Annotated in this window: 22 protein-coding genes; 14 read left to right on the top strand and 8 right to left on the bottom strand. The window is 65.1% G+C overall.

The window, feature by feature from the left end; genetic code table 11:
* The first annotated feature begins 66 nt into the window (after nt 1-66).
* Nucleotides 67-462 (top strand): VOC family protein, encoded by a 396-nt coding sequence (locus MJ205_RS22110; RefSeq protein ID WP_239812827.1) that lies wholly within the window; start codon nt 67-69, stop codon nt 460-462.
* Here the strand turns inward: MJ205_RS22110 and MJ205_RS22105 are convergent.
* Genes MJ205_RS22105 through MJ205_RS22085 form a run of 5 tightly spaced genes read right to left on the bottom strand, consistent with a single transcriptional unit; the run spans nt 459 to nt 4,363 of the window.
* A complete protein-coding gene (locus MJ205_RS22105) occupies nt 459-1,076 on the bottom strand; it encodes a hypothetical protein (RefSeq protein WP_239810389.1) in 618 nt (205 codons plus the stop codon). The genes MJ205_RS22110 and MJ205_RS22105 overlap by 4 nt on opposite strands.
* Nucleotides 1,076-1,594: a carboxymuconolactone decarboxylase family protein gene (locus tag MJ205_RS22100; protein WP_239810388.1), complete on the bottom strand. Its 519-nt coding sequence runs from the start codon at nt 1,592-1,594 to the stop codon at nt 1,076-1,078. The genes MJ205_RS22105 and MJ205_RS22100 overlap by 1 nt, the downstream gene beginning before the upstream one ends.
* Before the next feature lie 15 nt (nt 1,595-1,609).
* The gene (locus tag MJ205_RS22095) at nt 1,610-2,596 is read right to left on the bottom strand and encodes a Bug family tripartite tricarboxylate transporter substrate binding protein (protein WP_239810387.1); all 987 of its coding nucleotides are present in this window, start codon (nt 2,594-2,596) and stop codon (nt 1,610-1,612) included.
* A gap of 25 nt (nt 2,597-2,621) precedes the next feature.
* Nucleotides 2,622-3,455 carry an SDR family NAD(P)-dependent oxidoreductase gene (locus MJ205_RS22090; protein WP_239810386.1) on the bottom strand — a complete coding sequence of 278 codons (834 nt, stop codon included), beginning with the start codon at nt 3,453-3,455 and terminating at the stop codon, nt 2,622-2,624.
* A 20-nt stretch (nt 3,456-3,475) separates the two neighbouring features.
* Nucleotides 3,476-4,363 (bottom strand): amidohydrolase family protein, encoded by an 888-nt coding sequence (locus MJ205_RS22085; protein ID WP_239810385.1) that lies wholly within the window; start codon nt 4,361-4,363, stop codon nt 3,476-3,478.
* 93 nt (nt 4,364-4,456) lie between these two features.
* Here MJ205_RS22085 and MJ205_RS22080 point away from each other — a divergent pair, with 93 nt between their 5' ends.
* From MJ205_RS22080 to MJ205_RS22065, 4 genes are all read left to right on the top strand, one after another.
* Nucleotides 4,457-5,344 (top strand): LysR family transcriptional regulator, encoded by an 888-nt coding sequence (locus tag MJ205_RS22080; RefSeq protein WP_239810384.1) that lies wholly within the window; start codon nt 4,457-4,459, stop codon nt 5,342-5,344.
* A gap of 264 nt (nt 5,345-5,608) precedes the next feature.
* Nucleotides 5,609-8,047 carry a membrane-bound PQQ-dependent dehydrogenase, glucose/quinate/shikimate family gene (locus tag MJ205_RS22075; protein WP_239810383.1) on the top strand — a complete coding sequence of 813 codons (2,439 nt, stop codon included), beginning with the start codon at nt 5,609-5,611 and terminating at the stop codon, nt 8,045-8,047.
* Nucleotides 8,048-8,182: 135 nt separating this feature from the next.
* On the top strand, nt 8,183-8,866 hold the full coding sequence (locus MJ205_RS22070) for a TetR family transcriptional regulator (RefSeq protein WP_239810382.1): 684 nt from the start codon (nt 8,183-8,185) through the stop codon (nt 8,864-8,866).
* Between the two features lie 90 nt (nt 8,867-8,956).
* Nucleotides 8,957-9,463, top strand: a complete 507-nt coding sequence (locus MJ205_RS22065) for a hypothetical protein (protein ID WP_239810381.1) — start codon at nt 8,957-8,959, stop codon at nt 9,461-9,463.
* Nucleotides 9,464-9,623: 160 nt separating this feature from the next.
* Here the strand turns inward: MJ205_RS22065 and MJ205_RS22060 are convergent, their stop codons facing one another.
* Entirely contained in the window at nt 9,624-10,994 is a 1,371-nt protein-coding gene (locus tag MJ205_RS22060; protein WP_239810380.1) for a hypothetical protein, read from the bottom strand.
* Between the two features lie 150 nt (nt 10,995-11,144).
* Here MJ205_RS22060 and MJ205_RS22055 point away from each other — a divergent pair, with 150 nt between their 5' ends.
* From MJ205_RS22055 to MJ205_RS22020, 8 genes are all read left to right on the top strand, one after another.
* Nucleotides 11,145-12,062 (top strand): LysR family transcriptional regulator, encoded by a 918-nt coding sequence (locus MJ205_RS22055; protein ID WP_239810379.1) that lies wholly within the window; start codon nt 11,145-11,147, stop codon nt 12,060-12,062.
* Between the two features lie 4 nt (nt 12,063-12,066).
* A complete protein-coding gene (locus MJ205_RS22050) occupies nt 12,067-13,071 on the top strand; it encodes a tripartite tricarboxylate transporter substrate binding protein (RefSeq protein ID WP_239810378.1) in 1,005 nt (334 codons plus the stop codon).
* A gap of 325 nt (nt 13,072-13,396) precedes the next feature.
* A complete protein-coding gene (locus MJ205_RS22045; RefSeq protein WP_239810377.1) occupies nt 13,397-14,122 on the top strand; it encodes an OmpW/AlkL family protein in 726 nt (241 codons plus the stop codon).
* Nucleotides 14,123-14,358: 236 nt separating this feature from the next.
* Complete coding sequence (locus tag MJ205_RS22040) at nt 14,359-14,943, top strand: DJ-1/PfpI family protein (protein ID WP_239810376.1); 585 nt, start codon at nt 14,359-14,361, stop codon at nt 14,941-14,943.
* Between the two features lie 69 nt (nt 14,944-15,012).
* On the top strand, nt 15,013-15,450 hold the full coding sequence (locus MJ205_RS22035) for a hypothetical protein (RefSeq protein ID WP_239810375.1): 438 nt from the start codon (nt 15,013-15,015) through the stop codon (nt 15,448-15,450).
* Between the two features lie 109 nt (nt 15,451-15,559).
* Nucleotides 15,560-16,354: a MetQ/NlpA family ABC transporter substrate-binding protein gene (locus tag MJ205_RS22030; protein WP_239810374.1), complete on the top strand. Its 795-nt coding sequence runs from the start codon at nt 15,560-15,562 to the stop codon at nt 16,352-16,354.
* A gap of 90 nt (nt 16,355-16,444) precedes the next feature.
* Complete coding sequence (locus MJ205_RS22025; protein WP_239810373.1) at nt 16,445-17,224, top strand: enoyl-CoA hydratase-related protein; 780 nt, start codon at nt 16,445-16,447, stop codon at nt 17,222-17,224.
* 8 nt (nt 17,225-17,232) lie between these two features.
* Entirely contained in the window at nt 17,233-18,459 is a 1,227-nt protein-coding gene (locus MJ205_RS22020) for a CaiB/BaiF CoA transferase family protein (RefSeq protein ID WP_256460949.1), read from the top strand.
* Here MJ205_RS22020 and ftrA read toward each other — a convergent pair.
* Nucleotides 18,456-19,409 (bottom strand): transcriptional regulator FtrA, encoded by a 954-nt coding sequence (ftrA, locus tag MJ205_RS22015; protein ID WP_446715095.1) that lies wholly within the window; start codon nt 19,407-19,409, stop codon nt 18,456-18,458. The genes MJ205_RS22020 and ftrA overlap by 4 nt on opposite strands.
* 104 nt (nt 19,410-19,513) lie before the next feature.
* Between ftrA and MJ205_RS22010 the strand changes: the two genes are divergently transcribed.
* Nucleotides 19,514-19,912, top strand: a complete 399-nt coding sequence (locus tag MJ205_RS22010; RefSeq protein WP_239810370.1) for a rhodanese-like domain-containing protein — start codon at nt 19,514-19,516, stop codon at nt 19,910-19,912.
* Nucleotides 19,913-19,979: 67 nt separating this feature from the next.
* On the opposite strand, the gene MJ205_RS22005 is transcribed toward MJ205_RS22010, so the two are convergent.
* Nucleotides 19,980-20,960, bottom strand: coding sequence for a siderophore ABC transporter substrate-binding protein (locus MJ205_RS22005; RefSeq protein WP_239810369.1), 981 nt, complete (start codon nt 20,958-20,960; stop codon nt 19,980-19,982).
* Nucleotides 20,961-20,983 lie beyond the last annotated feature (23 nt).

The following is a 20,983-nucleotide window of genomic DNA, read 5'->3' as shown; positions in this document are numbered from 1 at the left end:
GCGCTGCATGGCCAGCTGGCGCAGGGTTCAGCATCTGTTCTCCATAAGGCATTCACCATGCAAGCACTGCAGTTCGGTTACACCATCGTCTACGTGCCCGATGTTGCGGCATCGCTGGCTTTTTTCTCACAGGCCTTTGGCCTGGCCACCCGTTTTCTGCACCCGTCGGGCAGCTATGGCGAGCTGGACACGGGCGCCACCACCTTGGCCTTTGCCGACCACGCGCTGGGCCATGCCAATTTCAGCGGCGGCCATGTGGCAGCCTCTGAATCGGCCCAGCCGCTGGGTGTGGAGATTGCACTGGTCAGCGGCGATGTCGCTGCGGCCTACGAACGTGCACTGGCCGCCGGCGCAACCGCCTTGGCGGCACCGACCACCAAGCCCTGGGGCCAGGTGGTGGCCTATGTGCGCTGCCCGGATGGCAGCCTGGTGGAGCTGTGCTCGCCGGTGGCGGCCGCCTAAGGCAGCGCCTGCGTATCAAACATCGTGCGCCGTGTATTCGTGAAATGCGGCCGCACCCGCGCGCTCCAATCTGTACCCCGCACCGCCAGCCAGGCCGTGCAGCCCATCACCTCCGCATCGACCAGGTCATAGCAGGCCAGCGACAGCGGGCCATGGTCCAGGTTCAGGTAGCGAAAGGCCTGGGCGGTGCCCGCCACGCTGGCCAGACCGGGCAGATGCTCCTGGTCATACCAGGCAAACAGCTCGTCCTGCCAGCCGCTCTCGGGGTCCATTTCGACGGCATAGTGCACGGGTGTGGCCTCGCCCAGGGCGGGGCCGGTGCAGTGCATCACCAGTTGCAGGCGCGATAGCTCGCAAGCTGCCAGGCCGACGATGCCCGCATTCTGCAAACGGCGCTCGGCCTGCACTGTTTGATCAGCGCTCAGCGGCTGCGGGCTGCCGAGTGCAAAGTACAGATAGGCGGTGCCTTGCGGCTGCTGGGCCACACGTAGCAAACGCAGATCGGCCAAGTCCTGGCGCAGCAGCGCCAGGGCGGCCTGCGCCAGCGTGGTGGCAGTTGCATGCGCCGCCGGCGTGCAGCGCAGCAGCAGGCTGTCGATGGCGGGTGCGGACATCAGTGGCCAATCTCAAAGGCGTTCAAGAAGCGCGACACCATGTTGTAGGCGCCGATGGTGGCAAACAGCTCCACCTGCTCCTGCGCACTGAAGCGCGCAGCCACCTGAGCAAACAGCGGCTCGGGCACCTGCAGATCGCGGGTCAGCGCATCGGTCACCGCAATGGCCAGTTGCTGCAGGCCATCCCAGGCCGGGCTGGCAGCGGTGCCGGTGTCGCGCGTCGCATCGATGGCAGCCTGCGTCACGCCGGCCTTGAGCGCATGCGGCACATGGGCATCGAACTCATAGGCGGCCTGGTTGAGCATGGCCACCCGCAGGATGATCAGCTCGCGCAGCCCGGCATCGATGCTGCTGTAGTTGCGTACCGCAGAGAGCATCTGCTCCCAGCCCTTGGCAATGGCGGGGCTGTGCAGCAGCACCTGGTAGAGCGGCGAGATGCGGCCACGCTCGGCCTGGATCTGTTGCTCCAACTCCGCCAGCGCACTGCGGGTGCCTGGCTCAATCGCTTCTATGCGCATGTCGGTCTTTCCATCTCAATCGGGGGTGATGCGGTTGCGGCGGATGATGGCCGTCCACTTCTCGGTGTCGGTCGCCAGCTGCTGGGCCAGCGCCTCGGGGCTGGAGCCCACCACCTCGGCACCGGAGGCCTCGATCTTGCGCTGCACATCGGGTGCATGCAAGGCTGCATGGATGGCGCGGCTCAGGCTGGCCGCCACCTGGGCGCTGGTGCCCTTGGGCGCAAACACCGCATACCAGTTGTTCGAATCGACGCCCTTGTAGCCCAGCTCGTCAAACGTGGGCACATTCGGATAGCGGGCGCTGCGCTTGGCAGCAGCAATGCCCACGGGCCGGAACTTGCCGCTGTCGATGGCGCCCACCAGGCCGGGAATATCGCCAAAGAAGCCATCGACATGGCCGGCCATCAGATCGGTGATGGCGGGGGCCGCGCCCTTGTAGGGCACATGCATCAGGTTCAGGCCGGCCGATTCATTGAGCTGGATGGCCGCCAGATGCGGCACGCTGCCGGTGCCCGAGGACGCCATCGTCATCGGCTTGTCCTTGCGCTGGCTGGCGGCCTGCACAAAGTCCTTGCCGTCCTTGAAGCTGGTCTGCGCGTTGACCACCATGATCTCCACGTTGTTGACCACCAGCGAGACGGGCACCAGATCGCTGGCGGGCTTGTAGTTCAGCTTGGGGTAGAGCGCAGGGTTGATGGCCACCGCACCCACGCTGGTGAGCCACAGGGTCTTGCCGTCCGGTGCGGAGCGGATCACGCTGTCCGCGGCAATCGCGCCGTTGGCGCCCGGCTTGTTTTCCACAATCACCGGGTGGCCCAGCTCCTTGGCCAGCTGCTGCGACATGCTGCGCGCAATGAAGTCCACCGGGCCGCCGGGCGGAAAAGCCACCAAGAGGCGTGTCATATCGCTTTGCGCCATCGCGCTGCTGGCGCAGCCCAGCGCGGTGCCCAGCAAGGCGGCGTGCAGCCACTGGCGGGCCGAGGGAAAGGCTTGGAATCGCATGTTTGTCTCCTTGATCAGTCTTGCTTTATCCGCAGCGCACGGTCATACCGCCGTCCACCACAATCTCGGTGCCCGTCACAAAGCGCGATTCGTCACAGGCCAGAAACAGCGCCGCATTGGCGGTGTCGCGGCCATCACCCATGAAGGGCAGCGGAATGCGCGCCTGGCGCTGGGCCAGCAGCGCCTCGACATCGCCCCCCGCGCGCTGGCCGGCCAAGCGGGTCTCGACCATGGGTGTGTGCAACTGGCCGGGCACGACGGTGTTCACGCGGATGCGGTGCGGCGCGTACTGCACGGCCAGCACCTTGGAAAACTGGATCACCGCCGCCTTGCTCGATGCATAGGCAATCTGCGCCGCGCCGGTCCAGCGCATGCCCGAGGTCGACGAGATATTGACGATGCTGCCCGCGCCCTGCGCCTGCATCAGCGGCAGCACCGCCTTGCAGCACAGAAACACGCTTTTGAGGTTGTAGTCCAGCTGGGCATCCCAGACCGCTTCGTCCATCTCCACGGGTCCGCCCTTGGCCGAGCCGCCCACGTTGTTGACCAGCACATCGATGCGCCCGAGCGCCGCCTGGCAGGCCTGCACCGATGCCGCGATCGACGCCGCATCCATCACATCGCAGTGGCCCGCCACAAACTGGCCGCCGGCGCTGCGGATGCTGTCTTCGGTCTCGCGCAGCGCCTCGGCATTGCGGTCCACGCCAAACACCAGCGCGCCTTCCTGCGCAAAGCGGATCGCGGTGGCACGGCCATTGCCCCAGCCAGCGCCTGCGGCCCCGGCGCCGGTGATGTAGACCACCTTGCCGGCCAGACGGCCTTGCGGGTTGACGGGGGTGTGGGCATCAAAAATCGGCATGCTGGTTCCTCGCGAATTTTTCAGACAGCAAAGCGGTAGAGGCGCTGGGGGTTGTCCACCAGCAAGGCCTGCAGATGCGCCGGGTTGGGGCTGAACTGCGCCAGCGCATCGACCAGCATGCCGTCATCGGGCACATGGGTGTGGTTGGGGTGGGGCCAGTCACTGCCCCAGAGCACGCGGTCGGGCACATGGGCCACCAGCTCCTGCGCACGCGCAATGCCGTGCTGGTAAGGCGGTGTCGCATCGATACGGTCGATACCGCTGACCTTGACGTAAAACAGCGGCTGCTCCAGAAGCCGCAGCAGTGCCTGGAAATCGGCGCCTTCGCGGCCCAGCGTGGCATCGACGCGGCCCATGTGGTCGATCACCACCGGGCAGGCCGATTGCTGCAGCACAGGGCCCAGGCTGTGGATCAGTGCGCTCTCAAAATGGATCTGCAGATGCATGCCCAGGTCGGCCAGCATCGGCGTCAAGGCCACCACGTCCTCGACCGAGGCGCCGGTGTTCAGGTGCTTCATGAAGTTGAAGCGGATCGCCCGAAAGCCAGCCGCCGCCAGGCGCTGCAGCTCGGCATGCGTAACCGACAGCGGCACCAGCGCCACACCCAGGTAGCGGCCGCCGCCGTGGGCAATCGCATCCTCGACCACGCGGTTGTCATAGCCGTGGCAGGCCGATTGCACGATCACGCAGCGGCTGATGCCCAGATGGCGGTGCAGCGCGAACAAGGTGTCCTTGCCGGCATCGGCGGGGGTGAAGCTGCGCGGCTCGGCATACGGAAAGGCGTCTACCGGGCCAAACACATGCACATGGCTGTCGCAGCTGCCGGCGGGCAGCACCAGGCTGGGCTTGGAGGGCGCCAGCATATAGGTCTGTACGGGCTGCTGGAGATCGGAGGTCGGGGCGTTCATGCAAGGCCATCAAAGAGTCGTCTTGGGCGCATTGTGGAACTGCCAACTTTTTGATCACCTATAAAATCCAAATATCAGATATAGAGGTGATGCATGGATTTTGTGCGCTTGCAGTACTTCATGGCGGTCGCCCAGGCCCAAAGCTACAGCAAGGCCGCTGCGGCGCTGAACCTGAGCCAGCCGACCTTGAGCCGCCAGGTGCAGCTGCTGGAGGCCGAGCTGGGCCAGCCGCTGCTCGAGCGCCATGGCCGGGGCGTGCGGCTGACCGAATCGGGCAAGGCCATGCTGGCCCATGGGCGCAGCATCAGCGCGGCCGTGGATGCCGCCAAGGCCGACATGGCCGACCGCCTGCAAAGCCCGCGCGGCAAGGTACGGCTGGGTTTGCCGCCGCTGGTGGCCAGCCTGATCACACCCGATGTGGTGCAGCAGTTTTTGCAGGCCTGCCCCGATGCCTCGATCATTGTTGAAGAGAGCCTGAGCATTCGGCTGCGCGAATGGCTGCTGGCCGACCGCCTCGATGTGGCCGTGCTGTTTGACCCCAGCCCCACGCCGCAGCTGTTGACCGAGCCGCTGACGCGCGAACCGCTGGTGCTGATCAGCACCCGGCCATTGCCCGAGCGGGTCAAAGTCGCCCAGCTGGTGGATTACCCGCTGGTGCTGCCCAGCCGCCCGCAGGCGCTGCGCATGATTTTTGACGATGCGGTGGAAGACCAGCAGCTGCCGCTGCGCATCGTGGCCGAGGTCGATTCGATCAAGATGGTGCTGTCCCTGGTCGCGCGCAATGTGGGCTGCTCGGTCGTGCCCGCCAGCGCCGTCAAGACCTGGCCGGGCAGCGCGCCGGTGTTCACCGCCCAGGTCAGCCACCCCGTGATCCGCAACCGCATCGTGCTGGCCACACCGGCAGCGCGGCCGCACAACCGCCTGGTCAAGGCCGTGCACGGGATTCTGAAGCCACTGATGAAGCAGCACTTCAGCGCCTGAATACCTCGCCTTTTCAGCGCCCTTCCCACTGCCATCTGCACCCGCCCGGGATGGCTAAGCAACCATTGATTTCAGAAATTTTTGAAATGTCCGGTACACACCAGGCAGCGATGGACTTTATTTCTCACCACAATGGACATTTTTTCTCACACAAGACAAGGTCTGTAGCAGCGACTGCTCAGGGCCCTCTGCACAGCGCCTATTCCTGGCCTTGTGCAGAGGGCCCCTGCGCCTGCCAGACCCAAGACAGATTCGAGGATCGATATGACACAACAAGCGCGTGAACCGTCACTGGCCGTGCGCCTGCTGCTCGGCGTGCTGGGCGCAGTGCTGGCCATGGCCGGCCTGGCCTTCCTGGTCGGCGGCGGCAAACTCATCAGCCTGGGCGGCAGCTGGTACTTTTTGCTGGCGGGCCTGGGCCTGCTGCTGTCGGGTGTGCAGGTGCTGCGCGGCCGCCGCTCGGGCGGCTGGCTCTACCTGGCCACCTTTGCGGCCACCGTGCTGTGGGCCCTGGCCGAGGTGGGTCTGGACTACTGGAGCCTAGTCTCGCGCCTGCTGGCGATGACCTTTGGCGCAGCGGTGGTCAGCGCCTGCCTGCCGCTGCTGCAAGCGGGCGCCCCGCGTGCGCGCAGCAACAAGGGCCCGCTGGCTTTGGCGGGTGTGCTGTTGCTGGTGGGCCTGGTCAGCTTTGCCTCCATGTTCCAGATCCATCCTGAGGTGCAGAACCAGGCCGCCATCAGCCGCAAGCCGGTGGATGCCGCCAACGCGCAAAAGGACTGGAGCCACTACGGCCATGGCAGCAACAACGACCGCTTTGCGGCGCTGGACCAGATCAATGTGGACAACGTCAACCAGCTGCAAGTGGCCTGGACCTTCCACACCGGCGATGTGCCCAAATCCACCGGCGCCGGTGCCGAAGACCAGACCACGCCGCTGCAAGTGGGTGACAAGGTGTTTGTCTGCACGCCCAGCAACAACGTGATTGCGCTGGATGCCGATACCGGCAAGCAGCTGTGGCGCCACGACACCAACTCGCATGTGGGTGGTGTCTGGGAACGCTGCCGGGGCCTGGCCTACTTTGATGCCAATGCGCCGCTGCCGGTGCCGCAGGTGGCCGGTTCATCGCCCGTGCAGCCCGTCGCGCTGCCCGCTGGCGACCAGTGCCAGCGCCGCATTGTGATGAACACCATCGACGCGCGCCTGTTTGCCATCAATGCCGACAACGGCGAGCTCTGCGCCGGCTTTGGCAACCAGGGCATTGTCGATCTGAAGCAAGGCCTGGGCACCATCGCCAACCCCGCTTACTACACCCTCACATCGGCCCCCACCGTGGCCGGCACCACCATCGTGATCGGCGGCCGTGTCGCCGACAACGTGCAGGTCGATATGCCGGGCGGCGTGATCCGTGGTTTTGACGTGATGACCGGCGCGCTGCGCTGGGCCTTTGATGCAGGCTCCAACACGCCCAACGAGGTGCTGGCCCCTGGTGCCACCTACACGCGCTCGTCCGCCAATGTGTGGGCCGGTACCACCTACGATCCGAGCTCCAACACCGTCTACCTGCCGATGGGCTCGCCCTCGGTCGATCTGTACGGCGTGCCCCGCTCCGCAGCCGATCTGAAGTACGGCGCCTCCATCCTGGCGCTGGACGCCACGAACGGCCATGAGAAATGGGTCTACCAGACCGTGCACAACGACCTCTGGGACTTTGATATTCCGATGGCCCCGACCCTGATCGACTTCCCCAAAAAGGATGGCAGCACCACGCCCGCACTGGTGGTAGGCACCAAGGCCGGCCAGATCTTTGTGCTGGACCGCCAAAGCGGCCAGCCGCTGACCCAGGTGGACGATGTGCCGGTCAAGCCCGCAGGCATCCCTGGCGAAAAGTACGCGGCGACCCAGCGCGTATCCGTCGGCATGCCGCAGATCGGCACCCAGACCCTGACCGAAGCCGACATGTGGGGTGCCACGCCGCTGGACCAGCTGGTCTGCCGCATCAAGTTCAAATCGATGCGCTATGAAGGCCTGTTCACGGCACCGTCCACCGATGTATCGCTGAGCTTCCCCGGATCGCTGGGCGGCATGAACTGGGGCGGTATCTCGGCCGATCCGAACAACCACCTGATCTTTGTGAACGACATGCGCCTGGGCCTGTGGGTGCAGATGATGCCGCAAAAGCCCAAGGCCACGCTGTCCGACGGCGGCGAGCAGCCCAACACCGGCATGGGCCAGGTGCCGCTGGGCGGCACGCCCTATGCGGTGATCAAGGACCGCTTCATGTCGCCGCTGGGCATCCCCTGCCAGAAGCCGCCTTTCGGCACACTCTCGGCCATCGACATGCAGACCCAGCAGGTGGTCTGGCAAGTGCCGGTGGGCACCGTGCAGGACACCGGCCCGCTGGGCATCAAGATGCGCCTGCCGTTGCCAGTCGGCCTGCCCACCCTGGGCGGCAGCCTGTCGACCCAGGGCGGCCTGGTGTTCTTTGCCGGCACGCAGGATTACTACCTGCGCGCCTGGAACACCGCCAACGGCCAGGAGATCTGGAAAAGCCGCCTGCCGGTGGGCAGCCAGGGCGGCCCGATGACCTACCAATCGCCCAAGACCGGCAAGCAGTATGTGCTGATCTCCGCCGGCGGCGCGCGCCAGTCGCCCGACCGTGGCGACTACGTGATCGCCTACGCCTTGCCTGACAAGGCCCGGTAAGCACGCAGGGGTTGCCCTGCCCCTGACCCGAAAAGCGCCATGGCCTGCACTGCAAGCCATGGCTTTTTTGTGCCCCGGCCTCGGCAAGGAGCGCGCATGTTACGCTTGCCCGCTTGTGTCCACGGAGATCCGGCAGTGAGCAAGCAGCAAGGCCAGCAAGAGCCACCCCCACAAGACCCCCAGGCAGACGACCCCGGCGCATCGGCCGGCATGCGCCAGGCGCTGCTCGATGCCGGCAAGACCGAGTTTGCCAACTATGGCTATGACGGCGCCCGGCTCGAACGCATTGCGGCCAAGGCCGGCTGCGCCAAGCGCATGCTGTACTACTACTTCGGCAACAAGAAGGACGTGTACCTGGCCGTCATCGAGCAAAGCTACACCGACATCCGCGCCTCCGAAGAAAGCCTGAACCTGGATGCCATGGAGCCCTTGGAAGCGCTGCATGCGCTGGCCCAGAAGAGCTTTGACTACCACGCCAACAACCAGGCCTTCACCCGCCTGGTGCTGCAGGAGAACTTCCAGGGCGGCGAAATGCTGGGCCAGGTCTCCAACAACGAATCGCTGCGCCGCGCGGCCCTGACACCGCTGGAACGCATCCTGGAGCGCGGCGTGGCCCAGGGCCTGTTCAAGCCTGACGTCACTGCCACCGATGTGCACTACCTGATTTCCGCCCTCAGCGGCTTTCGCATCGACCACGCCGCCACCTGGCGCAGCCTGCTGCAGGTGGACCTTCTCGGCGACACCTTGCGCGAGCGGCATCTGCAGTTGCTGCTGGACCAGGTGGATGCGCTGGTGTGTGTGCGGGCGGTACAGGGCTAAGGGCAGACGCAGAAACACGGCCCAGTGCGCCGTGTCTCGAGTTCACACTGACTTCATCCTCCTGCTGATGCGCGCTTTGATAATCCGCGCATGCGCCCTGACAACCACCCTCTATCGCCATGGCTGCATTTGGAAGTCACGGCCACCTTCTCGTTCATGCTGGCCTACGCCGCAGGGGTGTATTTCCATGCAGCCACCGCGTCACTTTCGGATGCCTACCAGCCAGGTCTGGATAACGTCAAACGCTATGTGCAGCCGGGCATTGCCCTGTGGTTGCTGCCGCTGATCGCATACGGATGGAAGTCAGTTCGACTCGCCAAAATTGCACAGCGTTGCACGCTGCTTGGCTTGGCCTGCTGTGCCTTGTTGTATGCGTACTGTAGGCTCCACAGCCCAGAAGCGGGCATCCCCTGGGTTGCGCCGGCAGATCGCACGCTGGCCAGCACCGTTCACCGGTCGCTTTTCAGCCCCTCCTTTTCCAACCGTTCTTTGGGCTCAATCGCGGGCAGCGCTATCTTGGCCGCGATGGCGTGGCTGCTGGGTGCCAGTGTCGAGCGGAAGCATAAGCAGCGCGCATCAGCGACACCCAGGGGCTAAGAGTGTGCACGCCTTGCCCAATCTCATGGATGGCAAAACTAGCGCTCCTGTCGCATCGTAGGCATGCACCAAGCATCCTTCAAAGCCTTCGCAAAGTACGTGCCGGCGCCCCATGCACTGCCTTTCCACCGGCCACAGTTTTGGCCAGCGCAAGCAGAGATCACTGCGGACGCTGACGTGCAGCGACGCGTGTGGACAGCGCCGGTGACGTGTAGCTCGCATCAAAGCTACAGCCCTTGCCGTAGGTCGCTTCCATGCCGATGCAGGCGCTGGCGATGCTGGCAGGTGTGGGCTTGGTGCCGGTGTTCACCCACTGCAGCAGCGCGTCCATCAGTGTGGGATAGGTGGGATCGCTGATAAAGCTATGGGTGCCATTCGTCGTGAAGGTCTGCACCAGACGGCCACCACTGCCGCCTTCATCCATCACCTCGCGGAAACGAGAATCGAGTTCCACAAACGCGGTCGGGTCGCTGATCCATTTGGTCGACAGCACCGGCACAGGAATCTTGCCGACCGGGTCGGTGTCGGTGGCGAACGTCTGGTAGGCGGCAGGGTTGGCCTTGTAGCGCAGCACGCCGGCGTTCAGGGCTGCATCGTCGGCAGAGCCGTTGTAGACGGCGCCTTCATTGCCAAAAGGGCTCTCGCCGCCGGTGCGCTTGGCGGAGATATCCTGAAAGTGCATGGTCGCCCAGTTCATGTGCGACTGGATGGCGCTCTCGGGAATCTTGATCACATTGACGATGGTCTGGATCTTGGCCTTCTGCTCGGGTGTGCGCTCGGCAGCGGGCTTGTTGAGCGCCAGGCATTCGTTCACACGCAGCGCTACATCCGCCTGCTTCATCGTGACATTGGCGGGCAGGCCGAGGTTGAGTGCGTAAGGCTGTTCGCTGGGGCGTGGATGGTTGCCGCACAAGTACTGGTAGACCACGCGCAGGTCGAGCCGGAAATCGTAGGAGCGTGTGCCCCCACCCAGCACGCCGCTGGTGAGCAGGACGCCATCGTAGGGACGCTCGCCCACGGTGTCTGCCGTGAACATCTCCGCGCCCTTGGCCGCCACGCCAGCGCCCCATGACTGGCCATGCAGGATGGTCTTGGTGGGGACTGCCACATGCTTGCGGAAGATGCCGCGCAGACGTTCCGTGTCTTCTGCGGCAGCGCGCACTTCGACACCGCCCTGGCGGTAGGAGGAACCCGCCCATGCGTAGCCGGATTTCACCATGATCGACCAGCGGGTCAGGTCTTCCATCGAACGCTCCAGATCGGGCGCGGCCAGATCGGGGCCTCCATGCGCATGCATCACCAGGATGCCGTTCCACTTTGCCGGCACGGCGATCATGTAGAACGCGCCCTTGGAGTCGCGGCCGGACAGGCATTTCGCGTCGGCGGGCACATCCGCAGGGCAGGTGGCCAGCACCGGCGCTGCCTCGTCGGACGTGGAGGGCCCTCGCAATACCAGGGAGCCGTCACCGCAGCCGCTGAGCGCGAGCAGCGCCAGCAGGGGCAGGCCGAGTTTGGGCAGATGTGATGTCATGGTTTGTCTCCTATCCAGTGTTTTTTATGGGTGCGGCTCTCCGCAAGGCTGGCGCACCAGCGCTTGGTTTTTGAGGGCTTCCCTATTCTTCGTCGGCTTGCGAAATATTTCAAAGATTTCTAAGATATCAACCGCATACTTTTTGAATATATGGAATTGCGTCATCTCCGGTATTTTCTTGCGGTGGCCGAATGCGGCCATATCACGCGTGCCGCAGAGCGCCTGGGCATCCAGCAGCCGCCGTTGTCGCAGCAGATTCAGGCGCTGGAGAACGAGCTGGGCAGTGCGCTGTTTCGCCGCCACCCCAAAGGCGTGGACCTGACCGATCTCGGTCATGCGTTGCGCGCAGAGGCTGAGCAACTGCTTGGCGACTTTCATGCGATGCAGCAGCGCATCGAGGCGTATGCGCGCGGTGAACGGGGCCATCTCCGTGTGGGCTTCACCAGTTCGGCTGCAGCCCATGCGTTCACCCCGGAAGTGCTGCGCACCTGCCGCAAGTCGCACCCCGACATCCTGCTGAGCGTCAGCGAGAACAACGCCGCTGAAATCACCGAAGCCGTCGCTGCACAGCGTCTGCATTGCGGCTTTTTGCGCGTTCCGGTGGCACACCCGGAGGGATTGGCGTTCGAGCCGCTGCTCCAGGAAGAAGCGCTGCTGGCCATTCCGGTGGACCACCGGCTGGCACGCAACAGCACCCAGCCCGTGATGCTCGATGAGCTCGATGGCGAAAAACTGGTGCTGGTGCGCAGGCCCGGTGCGCCGGGCCTGTATGCCAATCTGCTAGCACTGTGTGCACAACGCCAGGTTCATGTGGAAGTGGCGGCCGAGGTCGAACGCATGATGACCAATGTGAACCTGGTTGCAGCAGGCGTGGGCCTGTCCATTGTTCCGGCGTCGATCAAAGGATCGCATCGCCATGCCGTGGTGTATCGCTCGCTCGATCCGTCCCTCGATCTTTGGGCGCCGTTGACCTTGGTGTACCGGGCGCATGACTGCGATGGCCCGCTGGGAACGGTGATCGCGTTGGCAAAAAAGCTGGCCAAGCGCCATGCGGCCAAAGCCAGGTGAGCGCATGTCCGGATGGCCAGCGCTGACCCCGGCAAACGCCCCACGATGGTCGCGCAGGGCCATGCTGCTGAGCGGCTTGATGGGCGCATCGCTGGTGACCCCGGCGGCACGGGCCGCTGCCCCTGCAGCCCGGACAAGACCGGGCGCTGGTCTCAAGATTCTGGTCGCCTATCCACCCGGCGGTGTCAGCGACCTGGTAGCGCGCGCCTTGGCCAAAGCCATGGCCGATCCGCTCCAGGCACCAGTCATCGTCGAGAACCGGCCCGGCGCGAGCGGAACCTTGGCGCTGGAACTGCTGCAACGCCGTCCGCCCGATGGCCAAACGCTGGTCTTTACCGCCGCCGCTGCCGTGGGCCTGCTGCGCCATGCGGCCGCACGGCGTGCCACAACCTCAGCGGCTGCGGCGCCATTGCCGGTGCAGCCCGTGGCCGGTGTCATGCGCACGCCGCTGCTCCTGGTGGGCACCTCCGCGCTGGCCGCAACGGCTTTCGCCGACATGGTCGAAGCGGCGCGCAAGCACCCGGGCATGCTGCGCTGGGCGACGACAGGCGAAGGCACGACCGGGCACACCGTCTTGCAACGCGTGAGTCAGCTTGCGGGCGTGCGCATCACCCATGTGCCGTACAAGGGTGGCGGACAGCAATTGACCGATGCGCTCGGTGGCCATTTCGAGCTGCTGTCGACCAACGTCGCACCGAGCCAGCTCAGCGCCTTGCGCGAAGGGCGCCTCAAGGCCTTGGCGGTCGGCGCACCGCGCCGCCTGCCGGTACTCCCCGAGGTGCCGACCCTCGCGGAGCTGGGTTACCCATCCGCGAATCTGGATTCCCTGTTCGGGCTCTTCGCCCCAACGGGTACCCCCGCCCAGGTGGTGCTGCGTCTGCACACATTGACCGCGCAAGCGCTTCGCTCGCCCTCCATTCGCCAGAGCCTGCTCGATGCCAACAACCAGCCCTACGAGGGCTCTGCGCAGGACTTTGCACGGCAGGTGGAACACGAAACCGATCGTTGACCCACGCAGCTTTGCATCCAGTTCCAAGGGCTGGGTCCAGGGCGGCGACGCATCCGGATCCGCCGAGTTGCGCACCCGATCCGCATCGAAGATCCCCGCTCCGTTTCCGCAGGCGCATCTGTAAGAAAGGTGTGCTTTTACAACAAACTTCCGCCCTTTCCCATCTGCGTTTTCCCCAGGTCGGCACAAATTAGAACGAGTGTGCTTTTTTTGCTGAAATTCAGCGCTTACCCTGTCGACACAGCCTGCCCAGCTTCCTATGCTCTGTCTTCGAGACAAGCCAGATTGGACGATCGTTCAAACAGCAACCCAAGGAGACAAAGCAATGAAACAAGCCAAGAAATGGATGTGGCTGGCGGCCACCGCCTTGCTCGCAAGCAGCGCTTATGCACAGAAGGCGGGCGACTGGGTGTTAGGAGCCGGGGCGCTCAACTATTCGCCTCAGGACAAGAGCAAGCCACTGACCTTTGTCGAGCCCTTTGAGCGGCAGATCCCGGGCTCGGGCGCTGACCTCAAGAGCGCCACCACCCTGGGCCTGAACGTGCACTACTTCCTGACCGACAACTGGGCGGTCGAAGGCGTGCTGGGCATTCCACCGCGTCTCAAGCTCAACGGTGCCGGCACGCTGGAGCCCATTGGTGAGCTGGGCAATGCGCGCCTCTATGCACCTTCGCTGCTGGGCAAGTATTTCTTCGGCAATGCCGATGACAAGTTCCGCGTCTCACTGGGTCTGGGTGTTACCTACTCGCAGTTCCGCAGCGTGCGCCTCAGCAGCGGCTTGCAAAATACGCTGGGCAGCGTCATCGGCGCGCCTCCAGGCGTTGCCAAGACCACCGCCAAGATCGACAGCCAATGGGCACCGGTCTTCAACATCGGCGCCAACTACGCGATTGACAAGAACTGGGGTATCACCTTCTCGGTGTCCTATGTGCCGATGAAGACCGACGCCAAGCTGACGACCACGGTCAACGGCAACAAGGTGGCGGTCTCGCAGACCCGCCTGACCCTGGATCCGATCATTCCGTTCCTGTACGTCACCTACAAGTTCTGATCAACAAGGGTTCTGCAGAGGATCCCAGTGAGGAGAAGCCCGCAGCGCCTGCGCTGCGCCCAACAAGTGGCCTGCATTCGACGAACGCCACAGCATGCGGTGGCTCCAAGCCATCTTTTGCCCCCTGCTCCTGGAGCAGGGTTTTTTTTGCCCGCGCGGGGCACCCTTGGCATCTGCGCCTCCTCGGCCCACAATGGCGCAGGCAGACCCGCCTGAAACCCCTTTTTGAAGACCTTATGCCGGCCAAGAAAATACTGATGATCTGTGGTGACTACTGCGAGGACTACGAGACCATGGTGCCCTTCCAGACCTTGCTGGCCGTGGGCCACCAGGTGCATGCGGTCTGCCCGGACAAGAAAGCCGGTGACCACATCAAGACGGCGATCCATGACTTTGAAGGCGCGCAGACCTATAGCGAAAAGCCTGGCCACAACTTCACGTTGAATGCGAGCTTTGCCGACATCAAGGCCGAAGACTATGACGCGTTGGTGATCCCTGGCGGACGCGGCCCCGAGTACCTGCGCAACAACGAGGCGGTGCTGGCCGCCGTGCGCCATTTCTTCACGGCCAACAAGCCGGTCGCCGCCGTCTGCCATGGTGCGCAGCTGCTGGCGGGCGCCGGCGTGCTCAAAGGCCGTACCTGCTCGGCCTACCCCGCTTGCAAGGCCGAGGTGGTGCTGGCCGGTGGCACCTATGCCGATATCGCGGTGGACCAGGCCCATACCGACGGCAACCTGGTGAGCGCCCCCGCCTGGCCTGCCCACCCGCAGTGGCTGGCGCAGTTTCTTGAGCTGCTGGGCACCCGCATCCAGCACAGCTGAACGGTCGCTGCGGTGGCAAGTGCTGGGCCGCCTGCAAGCCCTTGCCATCGCTGCTACCATCGCAGCCCCATGACCGCAGACAGCTACAGCCACCACCTCGCCACCGGCCAGCAATTCGTTGCCGATGCGCAAAAGATTGCCACCACCGATTTCGCTGCCGCCCGCGCGCTGTGGCAGCAGGCGGGCCAGGCCTTTTACCGCGCCCACCAGGCCGACCGCAACCAGCCCGAGGCCGCCATGCGCCTGGCCCAGGCCTGGATGGCCGAGGCCCATGCGCTGCAGAAGGAAGGCTCGCCCAATGCCACGGTGATGTGGCAAAACGCAGCCGCCCAGAATGAGCTGGCCTTTGACCTGGACCCGCGCAATGCCCGCATCGCGATGGCCGCTGCCAGCTGCCACCACTTCGCGGGCGATGCCGAAGCCGCCCAGGCCTGGATGCAGACCGGCCAGCACCTGGCATCGGGCGGCGACCAGGCTCCAGAAGCTGCGGATCCGACAGCCGACTGAGCCGCTCCATATAGCGAATGGCGTCTTTGGTTATTCGATAATATTATTTTTTAATCTGAGCGATCGAACGTAGCATGTGGGCCCGTCTACTTGTTCCCGACTGCCTTCCATGCTCAAGCGCCATTTCACCCTCGCCGCCCTGCTGGCGGTTTCTGCCGCCTTTGCCGCCCCCGCCTTCGCGCAGGACAAGCCCATCAAGCTGGGCGTGACGGCCGGCCCGCATGCGCAGATTGCCGAAGCGGTGAAACAAGCAGCCGCCAAAGAGGGCCTCACGGTCCAGGTGATCGAGTTCAGCGATTTCATCCAGCCCAATGCCGCCCTGGTGGCCGGTGATCTGGATGCCAATGCCTACCAGCACCACCCCTATCTGGAGCAGCAGGTCAAGGACCGCGGCTACAAGCTGGTGCCTGCCGCCAACACCGTGGTGCTGCCGATTGCGCTGTACTCCAAGAAGGTGAAATCGCTGGGCGACCTGCCGCAGGGCGCGCAGATCGGTCTGCCCAATGACCCCACCAATGGCGGCCGCGCGCTGCTGCTGCTGCAAGAGCATGGCCTGATCAAGCTGCGCGCGTCGGCCGGCATCAAGGCCACGCCGCTGGATGTGGTCGACAACCCCAAGAAGCTGCGCCTGCGCGAGTTGGATGCCGCCCAGCTGGTGCATGCGCTCAATGACCTGGATGCCGCCGTCATCAACACCAGCTATGCGATTGCCGCCAAGCTCAACCCCACCAAGGACGCCATTGCGCGCGAGTCGGCCAAGTCGCCCTACACCAACCTGATTGCCGTGCGCCAGGACGACAAGGACAAGCCCTGGGTGGCACGCCTGGTCAAGGCTTACCATTCGGACGAGGTGCGCCAGTTCATCGACAAGGAATTCCAGGGCTCCATCGTCCCCGCGTTCTGACAGGGGCTGACACGGCCCGCCACACCCATTCGACGCCAGCGGCGCGCAAACTGGCGCGCCTTTTTCATCACCCTTTGACCAAGCCAGCCCATGAGTGGACAGATCACCCTTAGCCGAGAAGGCCATGTCGCCATCTTGTTGATCGACAACGTGGCCAAACGCAACGCGATCAGCCACCAGATGTGGATCAGCCTGGCCGAGCAGCTCGATGTGCTGGTGCAGGACAGCGATCTGCGCTGCATCGTGCTGCGCGGCGCAGGCACCCAGGCCTTTGGCAGCGGCGCCGATATCGATGAGTTCGAATCGCTGCGCTCGTCCAAGGAAAAAGGCATGGCGTTTGCCGAGCAGGCACACCGGGCCATGGCCCTGCTGCGCCACTGCCCCATCCCCACGCTGGCCGCCATCCGTGGCGCCTGCGTTGGCGGTGGCCTGGAGCTGGCGGCCTGCTGCGATCTGCGCCTGGCCAGTGACGATGCCCGCTTTGGCATCCCCATTGGCCGCCTCGGCGGTGTGCTGGCCTACCCGGAACTCGAAGCGCTGGTGCATGTCGCGGGCCCGCAGGTGGCGCTGGAGCTGCTGCTCGAAGGCCGCCTGCTCGATGCGCAGGAGGCCTGTGCCAAAGGCCTGGTCACCCGCGTGGTGCCGCTGGCCGACTGGGACGAGGAGCTGGCCCAGACCATTGCGCGCATCAGCGGCCTGGCGCCGCTGTCGGCGCGCTGGCACAAGAAATTCATCGCCCGGCTGCAAAGCGGTACGCCGTTGACGGATGCCGACCAGCAAGAGGGCTACGCCTGCTTTGACACGCAGGACTTCATCGAAGGCTACCGCGCCTTTTTGGACAAGCGCAAGCCGGTATTCACAGGAAAGTAAGAGCGTTCATGCAGCCATCCCCTTCCCCGCGCACAGGCCCGCTGTCGGGCCTCGTCGTTGTTGAGTTAACCAATGTCATGGCAGGTCCCGTCGGCGGCTTGCTGCTGGCCGACATGGGCGCCGAGGTGGTCAAGGTCGAGCGCCTGCCCGGCGGCGACGACACGCGCCGCGCGATCCCGCCGGAGATCCAGGGCGAGTCCGCCACCTTCATGATCGTCAACCGCAACAAGCGCGGTATCGCCGTCGATCTCAAGCACCCCGACGGCCTGCAGGTGGTGCGCCGCCTCATCGACAAGGCCGATGTGGTGATCGAGAACTTCCGCCCCGGCACGATGGAAAAACTCGGGCTGGGCTATGACGTGCTGCGTGCCAGCAACCCCGCGCTGATCTACTGCAAGATCACCGGCTTTGGCCTCAACGGGCCCTATGCCAAGCGCGCCGGCTACGACCTGATTGCGCAGGGCATGTCCGGCATCATGAGCCTGACCGGCGAAGGCCCGGGCCGCCCGCCCGTCAAGGTCGGCGTGCCGATCGGTGATGTGACCGCCGGCATCCTGGCCTCGACCGGCGTGCTGGCCGCCTACATCGAGCGGCTGCGCACCGGCGAAGGCCAGTATGTCGACACCTCGCTGTATGAGGCCTCGCTGGTCCACACCTACTGGCAGGTGGCGATGGCCTTTGCCACCGGCGAGTCCGCTGGCCCCATGGGCTCGGCCCACCCGGTGGCCGCGCCCTACCAGGCGATACCGACGCAGGACGGCTGGATCAACATCGGCGCGGTGAGCCAGGCCACCTGGGTCGGCATGACCCGCGTGCTGCAGCTGGAGCACCTGCTCGAAGACGAGCGATTTGCCAGCAACCGCGAACGCATGGCCAACCGCGATCTGCTGATCGCCATCATTTCGGAGGCCATGCGCAGCAACACGACCGACTACTGGGTCGAGAAGTTCGAGCAGGCCGGTGTGCCTGCCGGTCCGGTGCGCAAGATCAAGGACATGCTGGAAGACCCGCAAACGCTGGCGCGCGACATGGTGATCGAGGTCGACCACCCGGTGGCCGGCCCGGTCCAGGCGCTGGGCCTGCCGATCAAGTTCTCGCACGGCAATGGCGTGACCCGGCGCGGCGCACCGCAGTATGGCGAACACACCGCCGAGGTGCTGCAGGAGCTGGGCTACAGCAGCGACGATATCGCTGCGCTGGCCGCCAGCCAGGCGGTGCAGTTGCACGGGCGCTAGGGCGCCGTGAACGATGCGCGGTAAGCGGTTGGCGACACGCCCATGCTGCGCCTGAACTGGTCACGCAGCACCTGCACGCTGCGGTAGCCTGCCTGGTCTGCAATCTGCTCCACGCGCAGGCTGCTGCTCTCCAGCAAGCGCCGCACTTCCTCGATCCGCGCCTGCGCCAACCAGGCGCTCGGCGCCATGCCGGTGCCGGCCGTGAAACGGCGCAGGAAGGTGCGCCGGCTCATGGCCAAGACCTCGGCCATCGCAGCCACCGTCCAGTCCCGCCGCAGATCCGCGCGCACCTGGTCCAGCAACTGCGCCAGCTTGCCCGATGCATCCTTCACCAGCGGCTGCTCGATGAACTGCGCCTGGCCACCGCTGCGGTGCGCGGCCACCACCAGGCGCCGCGCCACACTGTTGGCTGCCTTCACGCCAAAATCGCGCCGCACCAGATGCAGCATCAGGTCGATGCCCGCTGCGCTGCCCGCCGAGGTGAACAAGCGCTCTTCCTCCACATACAGCACCTGGGCATCCACAGCGATCGAGGGGTAACGCTGCGCCAGCGCGGGCGCATACCGCCAGTGGGTGGCTGCACGGCGCCCATCCAGCAGCCCGGTGGCAGCCAGCACAAAAGCCCCGGAGCATATCGAGGCCAAGGTGGCGCCGCGCTGCCAGGCACGCCTCAGCGCTTGCTGCAATGCCAGGGGCACCGGCTCGTCGATGCCTCTCCAGCCCGGCACCACGATCAGGTCCGCCTGCTCCATCAGCGCCAGGTCGGCACCGGCCTGGACGGACAGGCCGCCTTGTGCCCGCAGCGGGCCGGGCTCCACCGCCACGCTTGCAAAGCGGTACCAGCCCGCGCCCAGCTCGGGGCGCTCCAGGCCAAACACCTCGGCCACGATGGAGAACTCGAAGGTACATAGACCGTGGTAGACAGGCGCTACCACCAGCGGCCCGCGCAAGGATGCAGACATTGGCGCAAATCCTTCCATTTATGTCTTTTGCGCCAATTGTAGACAGGGGCGCCGGTCCGCAAAATCGCTGCCATGTCTACCAGGAGTTCTTCATGAGCAGCTATGTCAGCCAGATTCCCGCCGCCGCCAGTGCCGATGCCGTGGCGCATTTCTCCCGTTCTTTCACGTTCGAGACCGACTGCTGGGATGTGCACGCTGCCCTGCAGCAGGGGGGCCCCGATTTCGTGCTGCTGGATGTGCGCAGTGCCGAACTGTATGCACGGGGCCATGTCCCCGGCGCCCTGCATCTGCCGCACGGCAAGATCATCGAGAGCAAGCTGGCCGCCTGGCCCGCCGGTACCCTGTTCGTCACCTACTGTGCCGGCCCCCACTGCAATGGGGCGGCCCGGGGCGCCTTGCGTCTGGCGCAGCTGGGCCGGCCCGTCAAGCTCATGGCGGGCGGCATCACCGGTTGGCTGGACGAAGGGTTTGCGCTAGCCACCGCCGCCTGACCGCGTGCCGCAAGAAAGGGGAGGCATCACATGCCGCCTCCTGCAAGCGTCTTCCCGCGTCAAGACCTCAGCGGGGGCGCCAAACGGCCTTCAACTGCGCCGTCGTGTGCAGCATGGCCTGCGGGCCGGCCACACCCAGCAGGTACCAGACCTGCGGATCCAGGAACACCACCCTGCCCTGCTGGCCGGCGGCGCTGTTGCGGATGGCGTCGTTGTTGAACAGCTCGGTGCTGGCCACCACGGGCTTGCCATCGCGCCCGGTGGTGCTGCCGGTGCCGGCATTGCGGTCGATCACGTAGAGCCAGGCGGGGTTGAGCTGGCTGATGTCCTCCATCTTCATCGGCACGCCGCGCGGCTTGCTGGCATCGGCCGGCAAGGCCGGCTTGACGCCCAGCACATCGTGCAGCAGACCAAAGCGTGCGCCGGGAGGCTGGGCATTGATCATCGTGCTGATGGCCAGCACCAGGAGGCCTGGCGCTTGCTGCTGGGCCAGCGCGCGGGTGCTCTCCACCTCGCTGCGCACGCGCTGCATCAGCTGCTCGCCCTGGGCCTGCTTGCCCCACAGCGATGCCAACGCCACCACATTGCGCTGCATATCGGCCAGCAGCTGCTGGTTGTTGACGCTCAGGTCCAGCGTGGGCGCGATCTTGCTCAGGATGTCGTACTTGCCGGCGCTGCGGCCCGCCACAACGATCAGGTCCGGCCGGATCTGGCTCAGCGCGTCAAAATCGGGCTCGAACAAGGTGCCGGCTGGCAGGTAGCGCGCATCGGCATAGGCCTGCATATAGCCGGGGAAGTTGGCCTTGGCCAAGGCCGTCACCGGCAGGTTCAACGCCTGCATCGTGTCCAGCGATGCCAGGTCATACACCACCACGCGTTGAGGCGCCAGGGGCACCACCGTGCTGCCCTTGGCGTGCTGCACGGTGATGGTTGCCGGAGCTTTGGGGCTGGGGGCTTGCGCAAAGGCCGCCGGGGCAGCAAACAGCGACGTGGCGAGGGCGGCAGCAGCGCTGGCGCGCCAGCAGGCCGAGGTCAATGGCGGGGTCATGTCTTTCTCCAAGGGATGCGAAT

Origin of the sequence: Comamonas sp. B21-038 (assembly GCF_022387135.1) — a bacterium.
Lineage (GTDB): Bacteria > Pseudomonadota > Gammaproteobacteria > Burkholderiales > Burkholderiaceae_C > Comamonas > Comamonas sediminis.
Note: the sequence above shows the minus strand (reverse complement) of the source record. Positions and strands in the feature narration are given on the sequence as shown.